Origin of the sequence: Arthrobacter globiformis NBRC 12137 (assembly GCF_000238915.1) — a bacterium.
In the GTDB taxonomy this organism is placed as follows: Bacteria; Actinomycetota; Actinomycetes; order Actinomycetales; family Micrococcaceae; genus Arthrobacter; species Arthrobacter globiformis.
The window spans coordinates 1-17,618 of sequence record NZ_BAEG01000038.1 but is presented as its reverse complement, the minus strand read 5'-3'; the positions used below and the strand labels follow the sequence as shown (position 1 = coordinate 17,618).

The following is a 17,618-nucleotide window of genomic DNA, read 5'->3' as shown; positions in this document are numbered from 1 at the left end:
GGACCCGATGGCCCCGGCCCTGGCCTTCCCGAGGAGCTCGATCCCGAAATCAAGATCCCGGACGGCGCCGAGGGACTGCTCCTGCCGGACGAGGGTCAGAGTCCGTGAATCAGCCCCGGCCTGCTGCATTTTGCTAAGCTCCCTTATGGTCGTATTGCAATTTCTGGTCGTCGCCGCTGCCTTCGCCGTGATCGACGCCGTGTGGCTCAAGCTGATGAACCCGTTCTACCGCAGCCACATCGGTGAATTGCTGGCCGACCGGCCCCATCTAGGGTACGCCGTGGCGTTCTATTTGATTTACATTGCCGGCATCGTTTTCTTTGCCCTGCAGCCGGCACTCGACGGCGGCACCTGGCTGACCGCCGTCGGCCGCGGGGCGGCGCTGGGCGCCTTCGCGTACGCAACCTACGACCTCACCAACGCCGCGACGCTCAAGACCTGGCCGCTGCAGCTCATTGTCGTGGACATGGCGTGGGGCGCCCTGCTGACCGCCCTCGCCACGCTGGCGGGCTGGCTGGTCTTCCACTAGGGCGGCAGCAGTCACTGCCCGGCGGCGGTCAGCTTTTCCGCAGCGTGAGAATCTGTTCCGCCCGGCCGAACGGCCCGGACCGGTCATGGAGCACCGTCGAGGTGAGGCCGATGCCGTCAGCACCAAAGGACACGGCGTTGTCCAGCCCCAGCCACTCGCCCTCCGGCCGCCGGTACATGTGGATCTGGAGGTCCAGGTTGGGAAAGGCGTAACTGTCCTTGCCCGGCGGCACCCGCGCGGCAATGCCGTTGGCCGTGTCCACCAGCCCCATGAGCCGTGCCATGTCCGTGCTGTCGTTACCGTCCGTCAGAGGATGGTCCGTGCGCAGCCACACCTTCCCGGCCCCCGGCCGGTGGCCTTCCGCCACCCTCATTTCCAGGGAACGGATATACCCTCCCGGCCACACGCTCGCACCGTCATAGGGCTTGCACTCCTCGGGCGCGGGAATGGGGCCATCCTCGACGGCGGCCACCGCGGACGTGTCGCTGGTGATCATGCGCCAGGCTGTCGCCCTGATGGCCACGCGCCCGGCCGCCACCAGTTCAGCCTGCAGCAGCTCGATGGTGCGTCCCGGGCGGAGCGTCGTGGTGACGATTTCACAGTCACCGCCGGGGATCAGCCCCAGGATTTCGTAGCTGAGCCTGGCCACCCGCATGTCGTCCCGGGGTTCGTGCCGGTCCAGCCGGTCGGCCAGGAGTCCCGACGCCGGGGCCATGTGCTGCTCGTGGGCGTTCCAGGCCCCCTGGGCGTGGATGGTGGAGCGGAAGCGGCCGCCGCCCAGGTCCTGGTAGTAGAAGTCGCCGTCGGCGAGTTCCGGGCGTACAGCAGTCAACGTCGACTCCTTCAAAGCGTGATCGGTTAATCCCGGTTCACTCTATCGCTTCCGGCATACGGAGCTGTCCCGGGCATTGCAGGCCGGAAGCCTTCACAGCTTCCTCAAATGCCCGGCTCACGGTCAGCATAAGTCCGGTCCATACAAATGATGCATGACCTTCCAGCAGAACTCCCCCACCGAAGAAATCCAATCCGCCGGCGCCCAGCAACCGGGCCCGGCCCGCAAGCGCTGCAAGGCCAGGCCGACGCGCCGGGCCATCCTCGCCGGCGCGCTGGCGCTGACACTTTCCGCCGGCGGCGCCACCGCATGGGCGCTGGACCGGTTCGTGGTCCAGCACGTGGAAATTTCCGATGTGTCCGCCTACGAGGCAGCCCAGGGTGTGTCTTCCGCGGCCACGACGGTGGGATCGTCCGCCTCTGTCACCGACACCTCGTACACGGCCGACGGCGCCAACATCACCATCTCCACTGTGGTGACCGGCAGCGGTGACAGCACGGTCACCTACTACGTTGCCGACGTCGTCCTTGACGATGCGACGACGCTCAAGTCCGCGTTCGCCAACGACAGTTTCGGCGAGAACATCACCCAGACCACCTCGGAGATCGCGGCGGCCCACAACGCCATCTTCGCCATCAACGGCGACTATTACGGCTTCCGGGACACGGGCATCGTCATCCGCAACGGTGTTGTATACCGGGACGAGGGCGCCCGCCAGGGGCTGGCGTTCTACCGGGACGGAACCGTGAAGGTCTACGACGAAACCGCCACCACGGCCGAACACCTGGTCGCCGACGGCGTCTGGAACACCCTGTCCTTCGGACCGGCAATTGTCCAGGACAGCCAGGTCGTGGACGGCATCGCGGACGTCGAGGTGGACACCAACTTCGGCAACCACTCCATCCAGGGCGAGCAGCCTCGGACGGCTGTGGGGCTCATCGGCACCAACCATCTGGTCTTCGTGGTGGTTGACGGCCGCAGCCCGGGCTACAGCGCGGGCGTGACCATGACCGGAATGGCCCAGATCATGAAGGATCTCGGCGCGGAGACGGCGTACAACCTCGACGGCGGCGGCTCGTCCACCATGTATTTCAACGGCGCCCTGGTTAACAACCCGTTGGGTGCAAACCGCGAGCGCGGCACCTCGGACATCCTGTACATCGGCAAGTGAGGTCCCGCCATGATCATCCTGATCCCCGCGTACGAGCCGGACGCCCAGCTCCTTGAAGTGGTTGGCGCGATCCGCGCCGCAGACCCCGCGCTCGCCCTGGTTGTCGTGGATGACGGCAGCGGTCCGGCGTACGGGCAGATTTTCGACGGCGCCCGCCGGGCGGGCGCGCATGTCATCAGCCATCCGGCGAACCGGGGCAAGGGCTCCGCGCTGAAGACCGGCTTCCGCTTCATTCTGGACCGTTTCCCCGGCCACGACGTGGTGTGCGCGGACAGCGACGGCCAGCACAGCGTCATAGACATCCTTCGCGTCGCCGAGCTCGCCGGCACGGACGCCACCTCCATGGTCCTCGGCGCGCGCACCTTCGCCGGTGACGTTCCCGCACGCAGCCGCTTCGGGAATGCCGCCACCCGGCTGCTGTTCCGGCTGGCTACCGGCGAGCGCATCCCGGACACACAAACCGGGCTGCGCGGCTACCCTGCGGCCATGCTGCCCTGGCTCCTGACAGTCAGCGGGGAGCGCTACGAATACGAACTGAACCTCCTGCTCGAGGCCAAAGCCGCCGGGTATCGCATTGCCAGCGTGGACATCGCCACCATCTACCTGGACCACAACTCCGGATCCCATTTCCGACCGTTTGCGGACTCGGTGCGCATCTATGCCCCGCTGCTGAAGTTCCTGCTGTCGTCCTTCGCAGGGTTTCTGATCGACACCGTCGCCTTCCTGATCCTCAGCGCGGCCACCGGCTCGGTCCTGGCGGCAGTCGTCGGCGCCCGCTGCCTGAGCGCCACAGCCAACTTCCTGATCAACCGCAGCCTGGTGTTCAAACACGGCCGCGACAAACCGGCCGGAGCCGCCGGTGCCGGGTACTTCGCCCTGGCGCTGGCCCTGCTGGCGGTGAACTACGCGCTTCTGACGGCGCTCGCAGGCGCCGGCGTGGCAGACCTGCCGGCCAAGCTCCTCACCGAAGTGGCCCTGTTCGCCGTGAGCTACACCATCCAGCAGCGGTTCCTGTTCGCCGCAGCTCATAAACCAGACCTTGTTCCGGCACAGCCCCGGCACAGCTTGGCCGTGGATCGTAACAAGTAGCCCACCACGAGACCCCGGAGAACCCCTTGAACCATCTGATACTTATCGCCGCAGACATCATCGCCATCTGCGTGCTGACTTTCGTCCTTTACGTCCGCCGCCACCGCCGCCGGGACCTGGCCGTGTCCTACCTCGGGATGAACATCGGCGTCCTGGCCGTCGCCACAGCACTCTCCGGCTCCGCTGCCGGACTGGGGCTGGGGCTGGGCCTCTTCGGGGTTCTCTCGATCATCCGGCTCCGGTCCACTGAACTGGCCCAGCACGAGGTGGCTTACTACTTCTCCGCCCTAGCCCTGGGGCTGATCTCGGGGATCGGAGTCGAGCCGCTCTGGCTGACGCTCTCCCTCATGGGCCTGGTGCTTGGCGTGATGTTCGTCGGCGACCATGAGCGGGTCCTTCCCGCCTACCGGCACCAGACCGTTGTCCTGGACCGCGCCATCTCGCGTGAGGCTGAACTCACCGCCCGGCTGGAGGAACTGCTCGCCGCGAAGGTCCACACCGTCACCGTGCAGGAACTGGACCTGGTGAACGACAAGACCATCGTTGACGTCCGGTACGCCTGCCTCCCCGCCCGCGGATCCCGGCTGAACGGTGCTGCCAGTCCGGACAACGCCGCTGGAAACCCTGCGGCGTGGCATGAGGCGCTCCCTGCCCAGGAGCTCCAGCCGCAGGCGCCCGCACCGCAGGCAGCTCCCGCCACGGCAGGTGCGGCATGAGCTCAACACCCGCGGCCGGGGAGACAACGCTCATGAACCTTGCCGCCATGCCGCCGATCGGACTCGAGGAGCTCAACGCCCAGGCCGCCCTGCAGACGCGGGTAGACCGGAAGTACGTGGTTCCCGCCGCGACTGCCCGCCAGGTGCTGGCAACCTTCGGCGGCCAGGCCCGCGTCCTCGAAATGGACGGCCTCAGGTCCTTCGCCTACGACTCCGTCTACTTCGACACCCCACAGCTGGACAGCTATATGCTGGCGGCGCGCGGCCGGCGCCGCCGCTACAAGATCCGCACCCGGACCTATGCGGACACGGGCACCAGTTTCCTCGAGGTCAAGACCGAGGGAACAAGGGAGGCCACGGTCAAGGAACGCATCCCCTACGACACCGCGGACCGGTCCCGGCTCACCGCGGAGGGCCTGGCCTACGTCAACGAAACCCTGGCCACAACCGTTGGCGACGTTCCGGACAGCCCCCTCGGTCCCGTTCTGGAAACCCGGTACCGCCGGACCACCCTCTACCTCCCGGAATCCAGCAGCCGGGCAACGATCGATTCGGACGTCACCTGGCAGACCGGGGACGGCGAGCCGTGGGTTCTCGCCGGCAGCGTAGTGCTCGAGACCAAATCCGGGTCGGCCGCCGGACCGCTGGACAGGCATCTGTGGCAGCACGGTGTTCGGCCGTCCAGGATCTCCAAGTTCGCCACCGGCATGGCCGCGCTGCACCCGCACCTGCCCGCCAACCGCTGGAACCGGACGCTCCGGCACAGCATGCGTCTGGCACCCGCAGCCTGATCCACCTCCCGGCTTTCCGCCCCCAAAGACATCCGAAAGGAACCCCATGCGTAAATCCAGCAAGAGCTTCTCCGTGGCCGCCTTCGCCCTGGCCCTCTCCCTCGCCGGCTGCTCCGCCTCCGGGAGCACGGCCTCCAGTGGAACGGCGGGCACGTCCAGCCAAACGGGCACCAGCTCGACGTCCAGCACCCAGATGGTGACGGCAGCCTCGATCTCCGAGGACACCCATTACGACGCCGACGACCTCACCTGGGATGCGGCCAAGGAAGTGGCCGTCGCGCTCAAGGACGGCGCCTCCACGGTGGCGGGTTCCGCCGCCGGGGTAAAGGTCGACGGCGACACCGTCACCATCTCGGCCGCCGGAACCTACCGTCTCTCAGGTGCACTCACTGACGGCAAGGTGGTCGTCGCCGCCGGCGAAGAGGACGTGGTCCGAGTGATCCTCGACGGCGCAACCCTCGCCAGCTCAACCGGCTCGCCGTTCATCGTCCAAAGCGCCAACGAGGCCATCCTGTTCCTCGAGGAAGGCAGCACCAACTCCATCAAGGACGCCGCAGCATACGCGGACCAGGGCACCGACGCCCCGAACGCGGCGGTTTACTCGATGGCTGACCTGACACTGGCCGGGACAGGCTCACTGGAGGTCAACGGCCAGTACAACGACGGCATCGTGTCCAAGGACGGCCTGGTCCTGGCGGCCGGCAACGTCACCGTGAAGGCGGCCGACGACGGCATCCGCGGCAAGGACTACGCCGTACTGCTGGACGGCACCTACCAGATCACGGCCGGCGGCGACGGCTTTAAATCGGACAACGACACCGACGACGGCCGCGGCTGGCTGCTGGTCAACGGCGGCAAGCTCACCGTCAGCGCCGGGGATGACGGCGTCAAGGCGCAGAACCAGCTCGCCATCGCAAACGGCACAGTGACGGTATCCGAGTCCTCCGAAGGCCTGGAAGCCCAGCACATCGCCGTCAGCGGCGGCACGGTCACGGTGACGGCCATGGATGACGGCGTGAACGCCTCCGGCGGCGCCTCAACCGCAACCCAATCAGGTGGCGGCATGGGCGGCGGGCCCGGCGGCGGGGAATCAGTGGGCGACTACTCCGTGGACATCTCCGGCGGCTCCCTCACCATCAACTCCGAGGGCGACGGCTTGGACTCCAACGGCAACGCGTCCATCTCGGGCGGCACCGTGGTGGTCAACGGGCCCGAAAGCAACGGCAACGGCGCACTGGACGTCAACGGTGAGCTGGCAGTCAGCGGCGGAACCGTGGCGGCAGCAGGAAGCGCCGGCATGGTGGTCACCCCGGGAACAAGCTCCACCCAGTCAGGTGTGCAGATCACGTTCGCCTCCACCGTGCCGGCGGGCAGCACCGTCCAGCTGGCCGACGCAGACGGCAAGCTCGTGGCCACGTTTGTGACCACCAAAGCCACCGGCTCGCTCGTCTTTTCCTCGTCGGCCGTCGAAGCAGGCAAGCAGTACACCGTGCACACCGGCGGCACGGCGCAGACGCAGTCCGGACTGGGCGAGGGCTCGCTCGAGGGCGCCACGGAGCTGGGCACGGTCACGGCCGGTGAATACACGCAGGGACACGGCCCCGGCGGAAGGTAACAGGGGGCCGGCAACAAGCGGCCGGTCAGAGGCCGCAGCAACCTGTGGAACCCGGAATGCGTCCGGCGCGGCATATTTTTTGCCCCGCCGGACGCGCGCTTAATGTCCGGATCTCCATATGATGATCTGGGTAGACTCGGAGACTGGTCCTTCTAGCAGCCCTCGGAAGAGGTGTTCCACTGATGCGAGTTATTAGCTACAACCTCCGCAAGCACAAGGCGAGTGGCGAACTGATGAGTCTGGCCCGCAACTTTGGGATAGACGTCCTGTGCCTCCAGGAGTGCGACTCATCCGATCTGCCTGACACGCTTGGCCCGCTCCACCTGGCCGACTACACCAAGGGCAACAGGCTGGGCCTGGCCATCTACTACCGGGCTGACCGGTTCACGGCACTGGATACCCAGACCTTCGCCCTGAAGAAATCCATGCACGACCGCGTGATGGCTCCGGCCCACGAACGGCTGATCGGCACCCGGATGGTGGACAACGAAACCGACCATGAGCTGGTGGTGGGTTCGTTCCACGCCGCCCCCCTCACCGCATCAAACTCGCTGCGGCGCAAGCAGATCCACGCGGCGCATGCCGAGCTGCTGAGCATGGGCACCGGGCTCATGACACTGATGGTGGGCGACTTCAACTATCCGTTCTTCACCAAGAGCCTTGACACGCACATGAAGAACTCCGGGTACGCCCTGTCCCTGAGCAACCGCAGGACCTACACCCGGTACAAGGTTTTCAAGGGCCACTTCGACTTTGCCACGTCACTGGGCCTGGACATTGAAAGCGTGGAAACCCTTCCCCGGGGGAAGTCGGATCACCTGCCCATCCTCGTGACAGCCGAATACGGCGCGGACCGGGCTCCGATCAAGGGGCAGCCTGTTTCCTGAGGCTTCCGCGGTCAGGCCTCAGTCATGGGACTGCGTGGTCCCGGACCGGGATGACATCGATCCGGGCGTCGGGTCCGACGACGACCAGCACCCGCTCAGCAATCACGCCTTCCAGTGCCGCCATCAGCTGCCCGGGATCCGGTACCCTGCCCGCGGAGGGGGCGGCAGCACCGCCGTCGGACGCGGGGTGCTGCCCTGCCGCCGGACCGGACCGCAGCCATACCGTCACATCGGCCCCGGTGGCTGCGCGGATGGCATGTGTCAGCAGAACGGGATCGGAGCCTGTCACCAGGACCACCTGCCCGATGCTGCGCTCCTCGTTCTGTAAAGGGCCGGCTTCCTGCACCGGCTCGACTTCCTGAACCGGGCCAGCGTCCGGCGGCAGAGTGGCACGCTCCCGGCGCCAGACGCTGTAGTGATAGGCAGCCACGAGCGCGGTGGCCGTCAGGAGTCCCAGCGGCGCCCGGATCCGACCTATGAGGTTCCCCGAGCGCTCCGGGTCCAGCAGATACTCAAAAACCTGGTACCCGACCACCAGCAGGGCGATCAGCGCCACCACGGCGCTGATCCCGAAGATAGCCACGAGGTAGATTCGCCGTCCGGCTGCGGCGCGGTTCGCCGGCTGCCACGCCCTCCACCAGACGGCCCCGCCCACGGCAAGGGCACTGATGCCGCCCAGCAGCAGGGTGCGCGTGCCCGTTCCCGCCAGGGTTGTTTCGGCAAAGCCCAGCGCCGCGTTGACAACCACTCCCACACCTGAGGCCGCGGCGATCAGCGCCACTCCGGATGCCAGCAGCAGCCCCGTCTCCCGCATCCGCTCCGACCGCGCGGCCGTAAGCACTGAGTGGTAACGCCAGACTAGGGCTCCGACAGCTGCCGCGGCCAGCGCGGGGCCCAGGGGATCCACGAGCCGGATCACCTCGTCGGAGCGGTCCAGTACCAGCCGCAACAGGACGAACACCCCCGTGGTGGCTCCGGCCACTGCCGTTATGCAGCCGCCAAGCACTCCGAAGACCGCCGCGGCCACGTTGGCCAGCGATGAGGCCAGGCGTTGCGCTCCGCCGCGAATCCAATGCCACCACCACACCACGAATCCGCCGCCGGCCCAGATGAGCGGCTGCAGCACCGAAACCCACCAGGGAAGTCCCACTTCCTGTGTACCTGCCAGCCCCCGCAGCGCCGCGTCGAGGAGACTGCCGAGAGCGGTCACAGCCCCGCCGGCAAATATCAGCAGCCCCAATACCGACCCTGCGAGCGCCGGGACGGTGTGCAGCCGGCGTGGTCCCTTGCCGTGGTGCTGCCACATCCACCGGTGCCACACCCAGACGGCCGCCCACACCACACCTGTGGCCAGGGACGAACGCCATGCCGTTCCTTCAATCGCCCCGTCCGCACCCGCCATACCGGATGCGGCGCGGGCCAGCAGCCCGAACAGCCGGGACGCAGCGCCGAGCAACGCTGTGACAGCGGTGACGAGGGCAACGGTGTAGACGCCGGCCACATACAGTCCCCAGGCAACAGACGACCGCTCGGCTTCCTCCCCTTGCCGGCGCCAGGCCAGCCACCACAGCACGGCGGCCATGCACCCGCCAACCAGGCCAAACGCGAGGGACCGGGCGAGGCTGCCGACGTCGTTCCCGGCCAGCCCTGCGCCGGAGTCGAACAGCCGCTCAAGCAGGCCGGCCAGGCCGGAAGCGCCAATCACGACGAGGACGAAGAGAAGTACAAACACCACCAGCCGCCGCACGGTGGGCACGGCCGGCGATGTTGGTCCGCGTGCGCCGGTCCGGACCGTACTCACGGCTTCACCGCCGGAACCGGACAGAGGGTGAGCTGCCACGGGGCGGTCGCAACGAGCCAGTTGCCGTTAACCCGTTCCAGGCCAAACACGGCCTCGGTCTCGTATTCGGGATTCCCGAACGGGCCGCTGCCGCTGGACGTGGCCAGGACGACGTGCACCTCCGCTGTGTCGGCATGCTCGACGGTGGAGGCCAGCGTAACCCGAAGCGTGCCCGAAGCAGGACGGTCCGCCGGCACGCACGGCCTGTCCGGGTGCGAAGTCCCCAAGCGTCCGTCCGTCGAGTAGCGTGCGGCTGCCGCGCCGTCATTGTTGAGGACGGCGGCCGCATAGCGCTGGACCACACCCGCCGGCGTACTCTCAGCAAGCGGCTCAGCCACACCGCGGAAAAAGACCACGGCGAGCGCCACGGCGACGAGACCGGCAATGATGGCAAGGACTGAAATCAGGGTCCGGTCGGGCCGTGGCGGTGCGGTCATCCGGGCAGCTAGGTGGTGTGGTGCTCGACGGTGAAGTCGCCGCCGGGGTAGAGGATGGTCTCGTGGCCATCGTCGAAACGGACATGGTACGGCGGCGCTCCGTTCGGGCCCCGGACCTCCAGAATCTCACCGTGCCGGTCCGAGGACTCCACTGTCCTGCCCCGGATGATGATGCGGTCTCCCTGGGTTGCCTGCATGGCAATCACCTCCCAGCCCTAGAGTACGATGCTCTTCCCTCCGGCGGAACAGCTGCGAGGCATCCTCGGAAACGGAGCCGGGATTACGCCCGGCCGCCCGTGTGGCGGATGCAGAAGGGAGTCCAGGGGCGGGCCTCCAGCCGCCCTTCGGCGATCTGCTCTCCGCACACCGCGCATATGCCGTAGGTGCCCGCGCCGATCCGCTCAAGGGCAGCGTCCACCTCGGCCAGTCCGGACCGGCTTTGGTCCAGGAGTGCCGATGCCTGGGAAAGCTCAAAGGCAATGGTTGCACCTTCAGGATCATGCTCGTCGTCGACGTTGGAGTTGTGCCGGGCGGCGTTGGCTGAGGCTATGTCTGCGCGCAGGGCCGGCAGAAGGGCGAGTTTTCGCGCCCGCTCCTCCTCCAGTAACAGCCGGAACTTCTCAGTGTCCATGGTTGGAGCCGTCCAGCAGTCTGCCGCGCAGCTCCGGCCAGGAGGCGGCAAAGGAAGGATGCAGGTTGATGCCGGCCACTTCCTCGACGGGAATCCACAGCAGCTCGATGCTCTCCGGGTCGTTGATGGCCGGTTCGAACGGTTCCAGCACCCGCACGGCGACTGTGGTGTAGGACCAGTAGCCGACGTCGAATACGGAGGTGAAGAGCACTTTGACGCTCTGTTCGGGAACGGCCGCCTCCTCGTGGGCCTCACGCAGGGCGCCCGTCACGGCGTCCTCGCCCTGGTGCAGCGCGCCGCCGGGGAGCCCCCAGGTTCCGCCATGGTCGCTCCAGGTCGCTCGGTGCTGCAGCAGGACGCCCTTCTCCACGTCATGGACCAGCAGGCCGGCCGATCCGAAGCGCCCCCAGAATCGTCCGCGGTCACCCTCCACCCAGGCATCGCCCGGGTCGCGGGGGCCTTGGGGACGGCGGGGATCACCGGGTGAGGGCGGGACGATTTTCTCCATCGTCCCAGTCTGCCCCATGGGAAGATGCTTCGATGAGCCTGCGCCTGGTCTTTGTTGCCGACACCCACGTCCCGAAGCGCGCCCGTGCATTGCCTGAACAAGTGTGGGCCGCCGTCGACGACGCTGACGTGGTGTTCCACGCGGGTGACTGGGTCAGCACCGATCTGCTGGACGAGTTCGAACGGCGCAGCACGCGCCTGATCGGCGTTTACGGCAACAACGACGGCGACGCGCTGCGGCGGCGCTTGCCCGAGACGGCCACTGTGACGCTCGACGGCGTCCGGTTCAGCATGATCCACGAGACCGGACAGGCGAAGGGCCGGGAGCAGCGCTGCGAGGCCCTCTTTCCAGATGCCGACGTGCTGGTTTTCGGCCACTCGCACATTCCCTGGGACACTGTGGCTCCCGGCGGGCTGCGCCTGCTCAACCCCGGCTCCCCCACCGACCGCCGCCGGCAGCCTGTGTGCACGTACATGACCGCCGTCGTCGCGAGCGGCAGCTTTGGTGACGTCCAACTGGTGGAGGTCAGGACCAGCCCCTGACTGGCCGCACAGGAAAGGGAGCCCTGCCGCGGTTGCCCGGGCGGGACTCCCTTCGAATCTCCGCTTTAGACGGAGCTCAGGCGTGGTGATCCTGTTTGGTCAGTCCTTCTTGAAGGCGTCCTTGACCTTTTCACCGGCCTGCTTCAGATCGGCCTTGGCCTGGTCAGTTTTGCCCTCGGCCTCCAGGCCCGGGTCGTCACTGGCCTTGCCCGCACCTTCCTTGGCCTTGCCGCCAAGTTTTTCTGCTGCATTGTCGATTTTGTCGTCCAGACCCATGCCACTGTCCTTCCGTCTGCGCAGCCCGCTGGGTGCAGGCCGGCTCGTGTTCCCAGTCTAGGTCGGGCACCTATCCGGGTGAAGGGCAGCTACCACTCACATGCCCGGGCTTGCCAGCAGCCGGTCGGTGGCGGCGTCTGCTTCCCCGCCGAAGTAGTGCTCCAAAACGCGCCGGAACACCTGTTCCTCCGGCGCCGCCCGCAGGAACAGCGTCATGGAGGACTGGAGCTTCCGGGCATCGATGCCCCCGAAAATCTCTGCGGCGCCGCGGTTGCCCACGTTGTGCACCGCGGCGGCACACTCGATCAGCCGCGGTCCCAGCACGGGATGCTGCAGGTACGCCCGGGCCTCCTCAAGGGATGCGATGGCGTACCTTCTGGAGGTGGCGCTTTGACCCAGGCCGGCAATCTGGGGAAAGACGAACCACATCCAGTGGCCGCGCTTGCTGCCTGCGCGGAGCTCCTCCAGAGCCTGGGCGTAGGTGGCGCCGTCATTCTGCGCGGCGACGAAACGTTCCAGGTTATGCGGGTCGTTCATTGCGGTTCCTAGCTGGAAACATCCCGTTCGATGTCCTCGGCGAGGCTGTCCACGTCTTCGGGCCGCATGCTGATGCCGGCGCCGTCCAATCGTTCCCTGAGGACGTGGCTGACGTCGTCCTCCACGTGGCCCAGCCGGATCTCGTCGCGCACCTCCTCGGCGATGTCCTCGACGGTACTGGGGCTGTCCGCCCCTGCCGCAGCGTCAGCGGCTTCCGCCTCAACATCCGCATGCGGATTCTCAGTGAAGTAATCGTCGCCGGTAGCTGCAGATTCAGTCATATCCCATGGTGGCGGCCGCGATCAGATCCGGTCAACAGGTCCGGCACGAAACCATCCGGCGCCCGACAATGACGGCCGGCAAAGGACCCGGTCATGGATATGTTTCCTTCATGTGTTGGTAACGCGGCCTCCCGGCGGAAGCTTTCACGGCGGTCGGCCGGATTCGTCCCGCCGTTCCGCCCTTAAGTCTGCAGCGTCAGCAGGAAACGCGCCCGGCCATCAGGGGTCGTTAACAAATCCGAAACACGGCAGTCACGCCGGCTTTACGTAGGCGCGATTTTTGAAACCCGCGTGTAACTTGCCACACCCAGACCCGAAACATGGATCCACGAATATCAATGAGGGGCGTGGCGCCGGCATCAGCGGGCCGCGGAGAGGATGAGTTTCCTGGGAAGGGAAAACGCGTGGAGATCACTGCGGCGAACGTTTGGATGATGGTGTCGGCGGCATTGGTGCTGCTCATGACCCCGGCACTGGGCCTCTTCTACGGCGGCATGACCCGCGCCAAGGCCTCCCTCAACATGATCATGATGAGCTTTGTGTCCGCCGGTATCGTCGGCGTCGTCTGGGTACTCTGGGGCTACTCCATGAGCACCGGCGAAGGCGTTCTTGGCCTGTTCGGCAACCCGTTCGCCAGCTTCGGCCTGAGCGGGCTGATGGGCACCCCTGACCTCATCAAGGCCGGTTTTGCCGGAACCTTTGCGATCCTCACTGTGGCCCTCATCAGCGGCGCGATCGCCGACCGCGCCAAGTTCACCGCCTGGGTCCTTTTCGTACCGCTCTGGATCACGGCCGTCTACTGCCCGCTCGCTTTCATGATCTGGGGCGGCGGGCTCATGAGCCAGGGCGGAGCCGTGACCGCCATCTTCGGACAGGTCATCGACTTTGCCGGTGGCGCCGTCGTCGAAATCAGCTCAGGCATCGCCGCGCTGGTTCTGGCCGTGATCGTCGGCAAGCGCCACGGTTTCGGGAAGGACCCAGGGCACCGCCCGCACAACGTCCCGTTCATCATGCTCGGCGCCGGACTCCTCTGGTTTGGCTGGTTCGGATTCAACGCCGGCGCCGCCACCACGGCGGAACAGGCCGGTCTGATCTGGGTCAATACCCTGGTTACGCCGTGCGCCGCCATGCTCAGCTGGCTCCTCACGGAGAAAATCCGCCACGGCCACCCCACGTCCCTGGGCGCAGCGTCCGGTGCTGTCGCCGGCCTCGTGGCCATCACGCCGTCGTGCGCCAACATCAGCCCAGTGGCCGCCATCGGCCTGGGCCTGGTGTCCGGCGTGGCCTCGGCGCTGTTCGTCGAACTGAAGTTCAAGTACGGCTTCGACGATTCCCTGGACGTTGTCGGCGTGCATCTGGGCTCCGGCCTGGTCGGCACCCTCGCCCTCGGCTTCATCGCCCTCCCCGTCAACGGCGAAGGCGGCGGCCTCTTCTACGGCGGCGGCGTCCAGCAGCTCATCGCCCAGACGGTTGCCGTTCTCATCACCCTCGCGCTCTCCGGGCTGATGACCGCAGTCATCGGTCTCGCGATTCACAAGACCATCGGCTTCCGGGTCAGCCATGAGGCCGAAGTTGCCGGCGTCGACCGGTCCGAGCATGCCGAAAGCGCCTATGAATTCGGCAGCATGGGCCACAGCCAGTTCCACCCGCTCCGCCAGCAGATCCACGCAGCTCCGGCCGCTCGCCCGGCAGGCACCCCCGCCAACCCCGCCGCGGACGACGCCGTTTCCGCCGAGGCGGCAGAGGAACTGCAGCCCGCACCGGCTTCCGCCTAGTCTTTCCGCTGTTCGCTGGGTTCGCGGGACCTGGGTCCTAGCGGCGGAAGGCGAGCCGGAGCTCCGGCCTTCGCTCCGCAACGGCGTCCAGCACGGCGTCGACAGCCTGCTGGTCGGGGGTTGTCCCGGCCGGCGCTATGTCCGTGGCGATTTTGGCGCGGCGGACAAAGCCATCCCAGTCACCGCCTCCCGCCCGGAGCGCCCGCAGCGGTGCCATCAGGGACGCGCGGCGGAGCCAGACGTCCGGGTCCCCCGCCCACCGGTCCAGCACCGCGTCGGCACGCACGCGCTGCTGGCCCTCCAGCCTCTCCACGAGCGGACCAACGACGTCGACGGCGATCGGGTCGACGAGCGACGGCATCCGCGCGTCGCGCACAAAGCCCTCAATGCGGGTCAGGTCGGAGTTGGTCAGCAGCTCCACTTTGGACTGCAGGAGGACGACGGCGGCCAGGCGCCGCTCGTAAACAGGCACCTCCCACAGTTCGGAACTGAGGGCGGTGACCTCGTCGTGGGGCAATCCGGCATGGCGGCGGAGGGCGTCCCGGACCGTTCCGCGCACCGCACCCACTGATGCGCCGTAGTACTGCATCCTGCTGCCGAACCGGTGGCGCAATTCCTCGGCCCGGTACCACGAGGCCTCACGCTGCAAGGTGTCATCCACGAATTCGCCGGCAGCACTCACCCGCCCATTCTTTCCGTACAGGGACGGCGCAGTCCAACTCCCGGACTGCGGACATGTCGACGCGCTGTGACGACCGCCCGGCTTCTTATTTCCGGGCCCCGTCATAAAGTGTTCCCGCAGGTCAGTTCGGGGAAACAGCTGGACCGCCCATCCGTGGACTTCACGGCATTTTGCGGGTGTTGGTAACGATCAAGTAACGTTGACGCCTGTTCCACAAGGGACGGCCCCTCAGGGGCCCCGGAGGCCGGTAGTGGGCTCCGGATGCGCAGGGCGGCAAACCGGCCGCTCCGGCCCCGTCGACCGGGGCCCAGAATTGCTTCACGCTTTTCTCTACCACCTAGACTGTGGCTGCCTTCTGCGCGGCGGCCGTATGCCCGGAGGGGTCTTTTGCTTAAGAAGAACATAGCCATTGCCATTAGCATCGGCGCGCTTTCGCTGACCGGATGCGGCCTCACTCCCTCCGCGGAACAGGCTGCCGACGCTGCAGGCACGACGTCCACCAGTCAGGCCGCCGTGCCGTCGTCCACGGCTTCCGCGAAGGCCGTCCCGTCGTCGAACGCCGCCAGCAAGGCTGCCGCGGCGAAAGCTACCGCAACCAGGGCTGCCGCGGCGAAAGCCGTCGCAACCAAGGCTGCCGCGGCGAAAGCCGCCGCCAAGACGGCTGTTGCCAAGACGGCTGCACTGAAGGAAAGCGCCGCTAAAGCTGCTGCGGCGGCGAAAGCTGCTCCCGCCGTCGTCGCTCCTGCCGCCGCCCCTGCGGCCAAGCCGGCAGTGCCTGCCGTAAAGACCGTTGCTCCGAAGGCGCCCGCTGTTCCCGCTAAGCCTGCTCCGGCGCCCGCCACCGCCGGAAACGGGACCCAGGCCGCCAGCACTCTTGGCTGGGGTCCGGTCGTCGCCGGCGACGAGTTCAATTACACGGGAGCCCCGGACCGCACCAAGTGGAGCGTCTACGACAGCTCCGGCCACGCGGGCAAGGGCCTCCGCAGCCCCAAGGCCTGGTCCGTGGCGAACGGTGTGGCCACGGTGAGCGGCGATTCGGCAGGTACCACCGGCGGCATGTCGGCGAAGTTTGCCAACCAGAAGTACGGCCGCTGGGAAACCCGCATGAAGACGAACCAGCGGGATTCCGAATACCACCCGGTCCTCATCCTGTGGCCCGACAGCAAGTCATCGACCTGCGCGGAGATCGACTACGCCGAGAGCACCTCCGATACAGCCCTGGTGAAGTTCTTCCTGCACTACGCATGCAGCGGCAGCGGCAAGCAGACTTACTCCGCAAAGGCAGTCGACACCACCCAATGGCACAACTACGCCGTGGAATGGACCCCCACCGGCATCACGGGCTACATCGACGGCGTCAAGACCTTCACCGACACCAACCCGGCCCACCAGCCCTCCGGCAGCATGCACCAGACGCTGCAGCTCGACTGGTTCCCTGACGGGTCCCGGACCACGCCTTCCCAGATGCAGGTCGACTGGATGCGCGTTTACAAGTAGAGCCAGCCTGTTCCGAAGGGTGCCCGCGAGAGCGGGCACCCTTCTTCTTAAATTCACATGTTCCCCGGTTGAGGGCGTTAATGTCGTACCCCGTTGGCAGACTGTGTGCATGGACGGGTTCGGGAATTCAGCACTGACAGCAGGAGCGGCGCCGCACGGCGGCGTTCTGCAGGCTGCGGCGGTTCCTGACATTCTGCTTCCAGAGGCCGTGTTCCCCCTTACTGCGTTCCCCGAGGATGTGGTCGCGGACCGCGCCGTTCCCTTTGACGGGTTGGCGGACGACGGGTTGGCGGACGACGGGTTGCCGTATGACGACGGCCTCACCGCCGCGTATCCGGCGTCGTTCCCGGAGGACCCATTTCCCGAGGCCTTGTTTGCCGACCGTCCTGTCGCCCAGGACCTCCTAGACGACGGCGCCTGTGACGAGGACCCTTTTGGCGACGGCGTTCGCTCCAGCGCCGCTTCGTGCCGGTACGTTGCGGCCGGTTCCTTTGCCCGGGACCGTACAACAACGCCGGGTTGGTTTCTCCCGGCAGCAGACCTCACCGCCGGCGGTGCCGGGCTGATCGACCAGATACGCGGCTACGAGAACATCAAGTGCTGGGCAGCCGGGCAACAGGCACGGCTTGCGGTTGCCTTCGAGATCCGGCACCGCGAGGAACACGCCGAACTCGGGGAGCAGGGCAGCCCTGAGACGCTGTTGGCTGAGGACCTCGGCAAGAAACGTCCCAAGGCACAGAGCATGGGAGCGGCCGAACAGATCGCCCTGGCCCGGGGCGAGTCCCCAAACCGCGGCGGCCGGTTCCTCGGCATGGCCAAGGCCCTGGTCAAGGAGATGCCCCACACCCTGGGAGCCCTGGACACCGGACAGCTCAACGAAGAACGCACCATCCACGTCGTGAAGGAAACAGCGTGCCTGAGCGTGGAAGACCGGGTCGCGTTCGATGAGGAACTGGCGGCCGATACCGGGACCTTCAATGGT

The 17,618-nt window shown here is 66.9% G+C and carries 20 protein-coding genes and 1 pseudogene; 11 read left to right on the top strand and 10 right to left on the bottom strand.

The features are described 5' to 3' along the window. Positions 1-145: 145 nt before the first annotated feature. A complete protein-coding gene (locus ARGLB_RS07240; protein WP_003800627.1) occupies positions 146-529 on the top strand; it encodes a DUF2177 family protein in 384 nt (127 codons plus the stop codon). A gap of 28 nt (positions 530-557) precedes the next feature. Here ARGLB_RS07240 and ARGLB_RS07235 read toward each other — a convergent pair whose 3' ends face one another. Continuing rightward, the gene (locus ARGLB_RS07235; RefSeq protein ID WP_003800625.1) at positions 558-1,361 is read right to left on the bottom strand and encodes a thioesterase family protein; all 804 of its coding nucleotides are present in this window, start codon (positions 1,359-1,361) and stop codon (positions 558-560) included. 154 nt (positions 1,362-1,515) lie between these two features. Here ARGLB_RS07235 and ARGLB_RS07230 point away from each other — a divergent pair, with 154 nt between their 5' ends. From ARGLB_RS07230 to ARGLB_RS07205, 6 genes are all read left to right on the top strand, one after another. After that, complete coding sequence (locus tag ARGLB_RS07230) at positions 1,516-2,532, top strand: phosphodiester glycosidase family protein (protein ID WP_003800622.1); 1,017 nt, start codon at positions 1,516-1,518, stop codon at positions 2,530-2,532. Between the two features lie 9 nt (positions 2,533-2,541). Continuing rightward, on the top strand, positions 2,542-3,621 hold the full coding sequence (locus ARGLB_RS07225; protein WP_003800620.1) for a GtrA family protein: 1,080 nt from the start codon (positions 2,542-2,544) through the stop codon (positions 3,619-3,621). Positions 3,622-3,647: 26 nt separating this feature from the next. After that, positions 3,648-4,337: a DUF4956 domain-containing protein gene (locus ARGLB_RS07220; protein ID WP_003800618.1), complete on the top strand. Its 690-nt coding sequence runs from the start codon at positions 3,648-3,650 to the stop codon at positions 4,335-4,337. Beyond that, on the top strand, positions 4,334-5,128 hold the full coding sequence (locus ARGLB_RS07215; protein ID WP_003800616.1) for a polyphosphate polymerase domain-containing protein: 795 nt from the start codon (positions 4,334-4,336) through the stop codon (positions 5,126-5,128). Before ARGLB_RS07220 ends, ARGLB_RS07215 begins: the two co-directional genes overlap by 4 nt. A 46-nt stretch (positions 5,129-5,174) precedes the next feature. After that, positions 5,175-6,743, top strand: coding sequence for a carbohydrate-binding domain-containing protein (locus tag ARGLB_RS07210; protein WP_003800615.1), 1,569 nt, complete (start codon positions 5,175-5,177; stop codon positions 6,741-6,743). A gap of 182 nt (positions 6,744-6,925) precedes the next feature. Then, entirely contained in the window at positions 6,926-7,630 is a 705-nt protein-coding gene (locus ARGLB_RS07205; protein WP_003800614.1) for an endonuclease/exonuclease/phosphatase family protein, read from the top strand. A gap of 22 nt (positions 7,631-7,652) precedes the next feature. On the opposite strand, the gene ARGLB_RS07200 is transcribed toward ARGLB_RS07205, so the two are convergent. From ARGLB_RS07200 to ARGLB_RS07180, 5 genes are all read right to left on the bottom strand, one after another. Continuing rightward, positions 7,653-9,431, bottom strand: coding sequence for a DUF5671 domain-containing protein (locus tag ARGLB_RS07200; RefSeq protein ID WP_003800612.1), 1,779 nt, complete (start codon positions 9,429-9,431; stop codon positions 7,653-7,655). Beyond that, positions 9,428-9,907 (bottom strand): hypothetical protein, encoded by a 480-nt coding sequence (locus ARGLB_RS07195; protein WP_003800610.1) that lies wholly within the window; start codon positions 9,905-9,907, stop codon positions 9,428-9,430. The genes ARGLB_RS07200 and ARGLB_RS07195 overlap by 4 nt, the downstream gene beginning before the upstream one ends. Before the next feature lie 8 nt (positions 9,908-9,915). Then, entirely contained in the window at positions 9,916-10,104 is a 189-nt protein-coding gene (locus tag ARGLB_RS07190) for a DUF1918 domain-containing protein (protein WP_003800608.1), read from the bottom strand. Between the two features lie 83 nt (positions 10,105-10,187). After that, the gene (locus tag ARGLB_RS07185) at positions 10,188-10,538 is read right to left on the bottom strand and encodes a TraR/DksA family transcriptional regulator (protein ID WP_003800606.1); all 351 of its coding nucleotides are present in this window, start codon (positions 10,536-10,538) and stop codon (positions 10,188-10,190) included. Then, on the bottom strand, positions 10,528-11,046 hold the full coding sequence (locus ARGLB_RS07180; RefSeq protein WP_050934302.1) for an NUDIX domain-containing protein: 519 nt from the start codon (positions 11,044-11,046) through the stop codon (positions 10,528-10,530). Before ARGLB_RS07180 ends, ARGLB_RS07185 begins: the two co-directional genes overlap by 11 nt. 32 nt (positions 11,047-11,078) lie before the next feature. On the opposite strand from ARGLB_RS07180, the gene ARGLB_RS07175 reads away from it, so the two are divergent. Next, positions 11,079-11,588 carry a metallophosphoesterase family protein gene (locus ARGLB_RS07175; RefSeq protein WP_003800601.1) on the top strand — a complete coding sequence of 170 codons (510 nt, stop codon included), beginning with the start codon at positions 11,079-11,081 and terminating at the stop codon, positions 11,586-11,588. Between the two features lie 99 nt (positions 11,589-11,687). Here ARGLB_RS07175 and ARGLB_RS07170 read toward each other — a convergent pair whose 3' ends face one another. The 3 genes from ARGLB_RS07170 to ARGLB_RS07160 form a co-directional block, all read right to left on the bottom strand. Further along, the gene (locus tag ARGLB_RS07170) at positions 11,688-11,864 is read right to left on the bottom strand and encodes a CsbD family protein (protein ID WP_003800599.1); all 177 of its coding nucleotides are present in this window, start codon (positions 11,862-11,864) and stop codon (positions 11,688-11,690) included. 96 nt (positions 11,865-11,960) lie between these two features. Beyond that, positions 11,961-12,401, bottom strand: a complete 441-nt coding sequence (locus ARGLB_RS07165; RefSeq protein ID WP_003800596.1) for a DUF1810 domain-containing protein — start codon at positions 12,399-12,401, stop codon at positions 11,961-11,963. Positions 12,402-12,409: 8 nt separating this feature from the next. Then, positions 12,410-12,682: a hypothetical protein gene (locus ARGLB_RS07160; protein ID WP_003800594.1), complete on the bottom strand. Its 273-nt coding sequence runs from the start codon at positions 12,680-12,682 to the stop codon at positions 12,410-12,412. Positions 12,683-13,086: 404 nt separating this feature from the next. On the opposite strand from ARGLB_RS07160, the gene ARGLB_RS07155 reads away from it, so the two are divergent. After that, positions 13,087-14,457, top strand: a complete 1,371-nt coding sequence (locus tag ARGLB_RS07155; RefSeq protein WP_003800592.1) for an ammonium transporter — start codon at positions 13,087-13,089, stop codon at positions 14,455-14,457. 37 nt (positions 14,458-14,494) lie between these two features. Here the strand turns inward: ARGLB_RS07155 and ARGLB_RS07150 are convergent, their stop codons facing one another. Continuing rightward, positions 14,495-15,139, bottom strand: coding sequence for a DNA alkylation repair protein (locus ARGLB_RS07150; RefSeq protein WP_003800589.1), 645 nt, complete (start codon positions 15,137-15,139; stop codon positions 14,495-14,497). A 387-nt stretch (positions 15,140-15,526) separates the two neighbouring features. Between ARGLB_RS07150 and ARGLB_RS22720 the strand changes: the two genes are divergently transcribed. After that, positions 15,527-16,636, top strand: coding sequence for a glycoside hydrolase family 16 protein (locus ARGLB_RS22720; RefSeq protein WP_003800584.1), 1,110 nt, complete (start codon positions 15,527-15,529; stop codon positions 16,634-16,636). Positions 16,637-16,745: 109 nt separating this feature from the next. Next, positions 16,746-17,618 (top strand): annotated as a pseudogene (locus tag ARGLB_RS07140) (hypothetical protein); the annotation flags it as partial.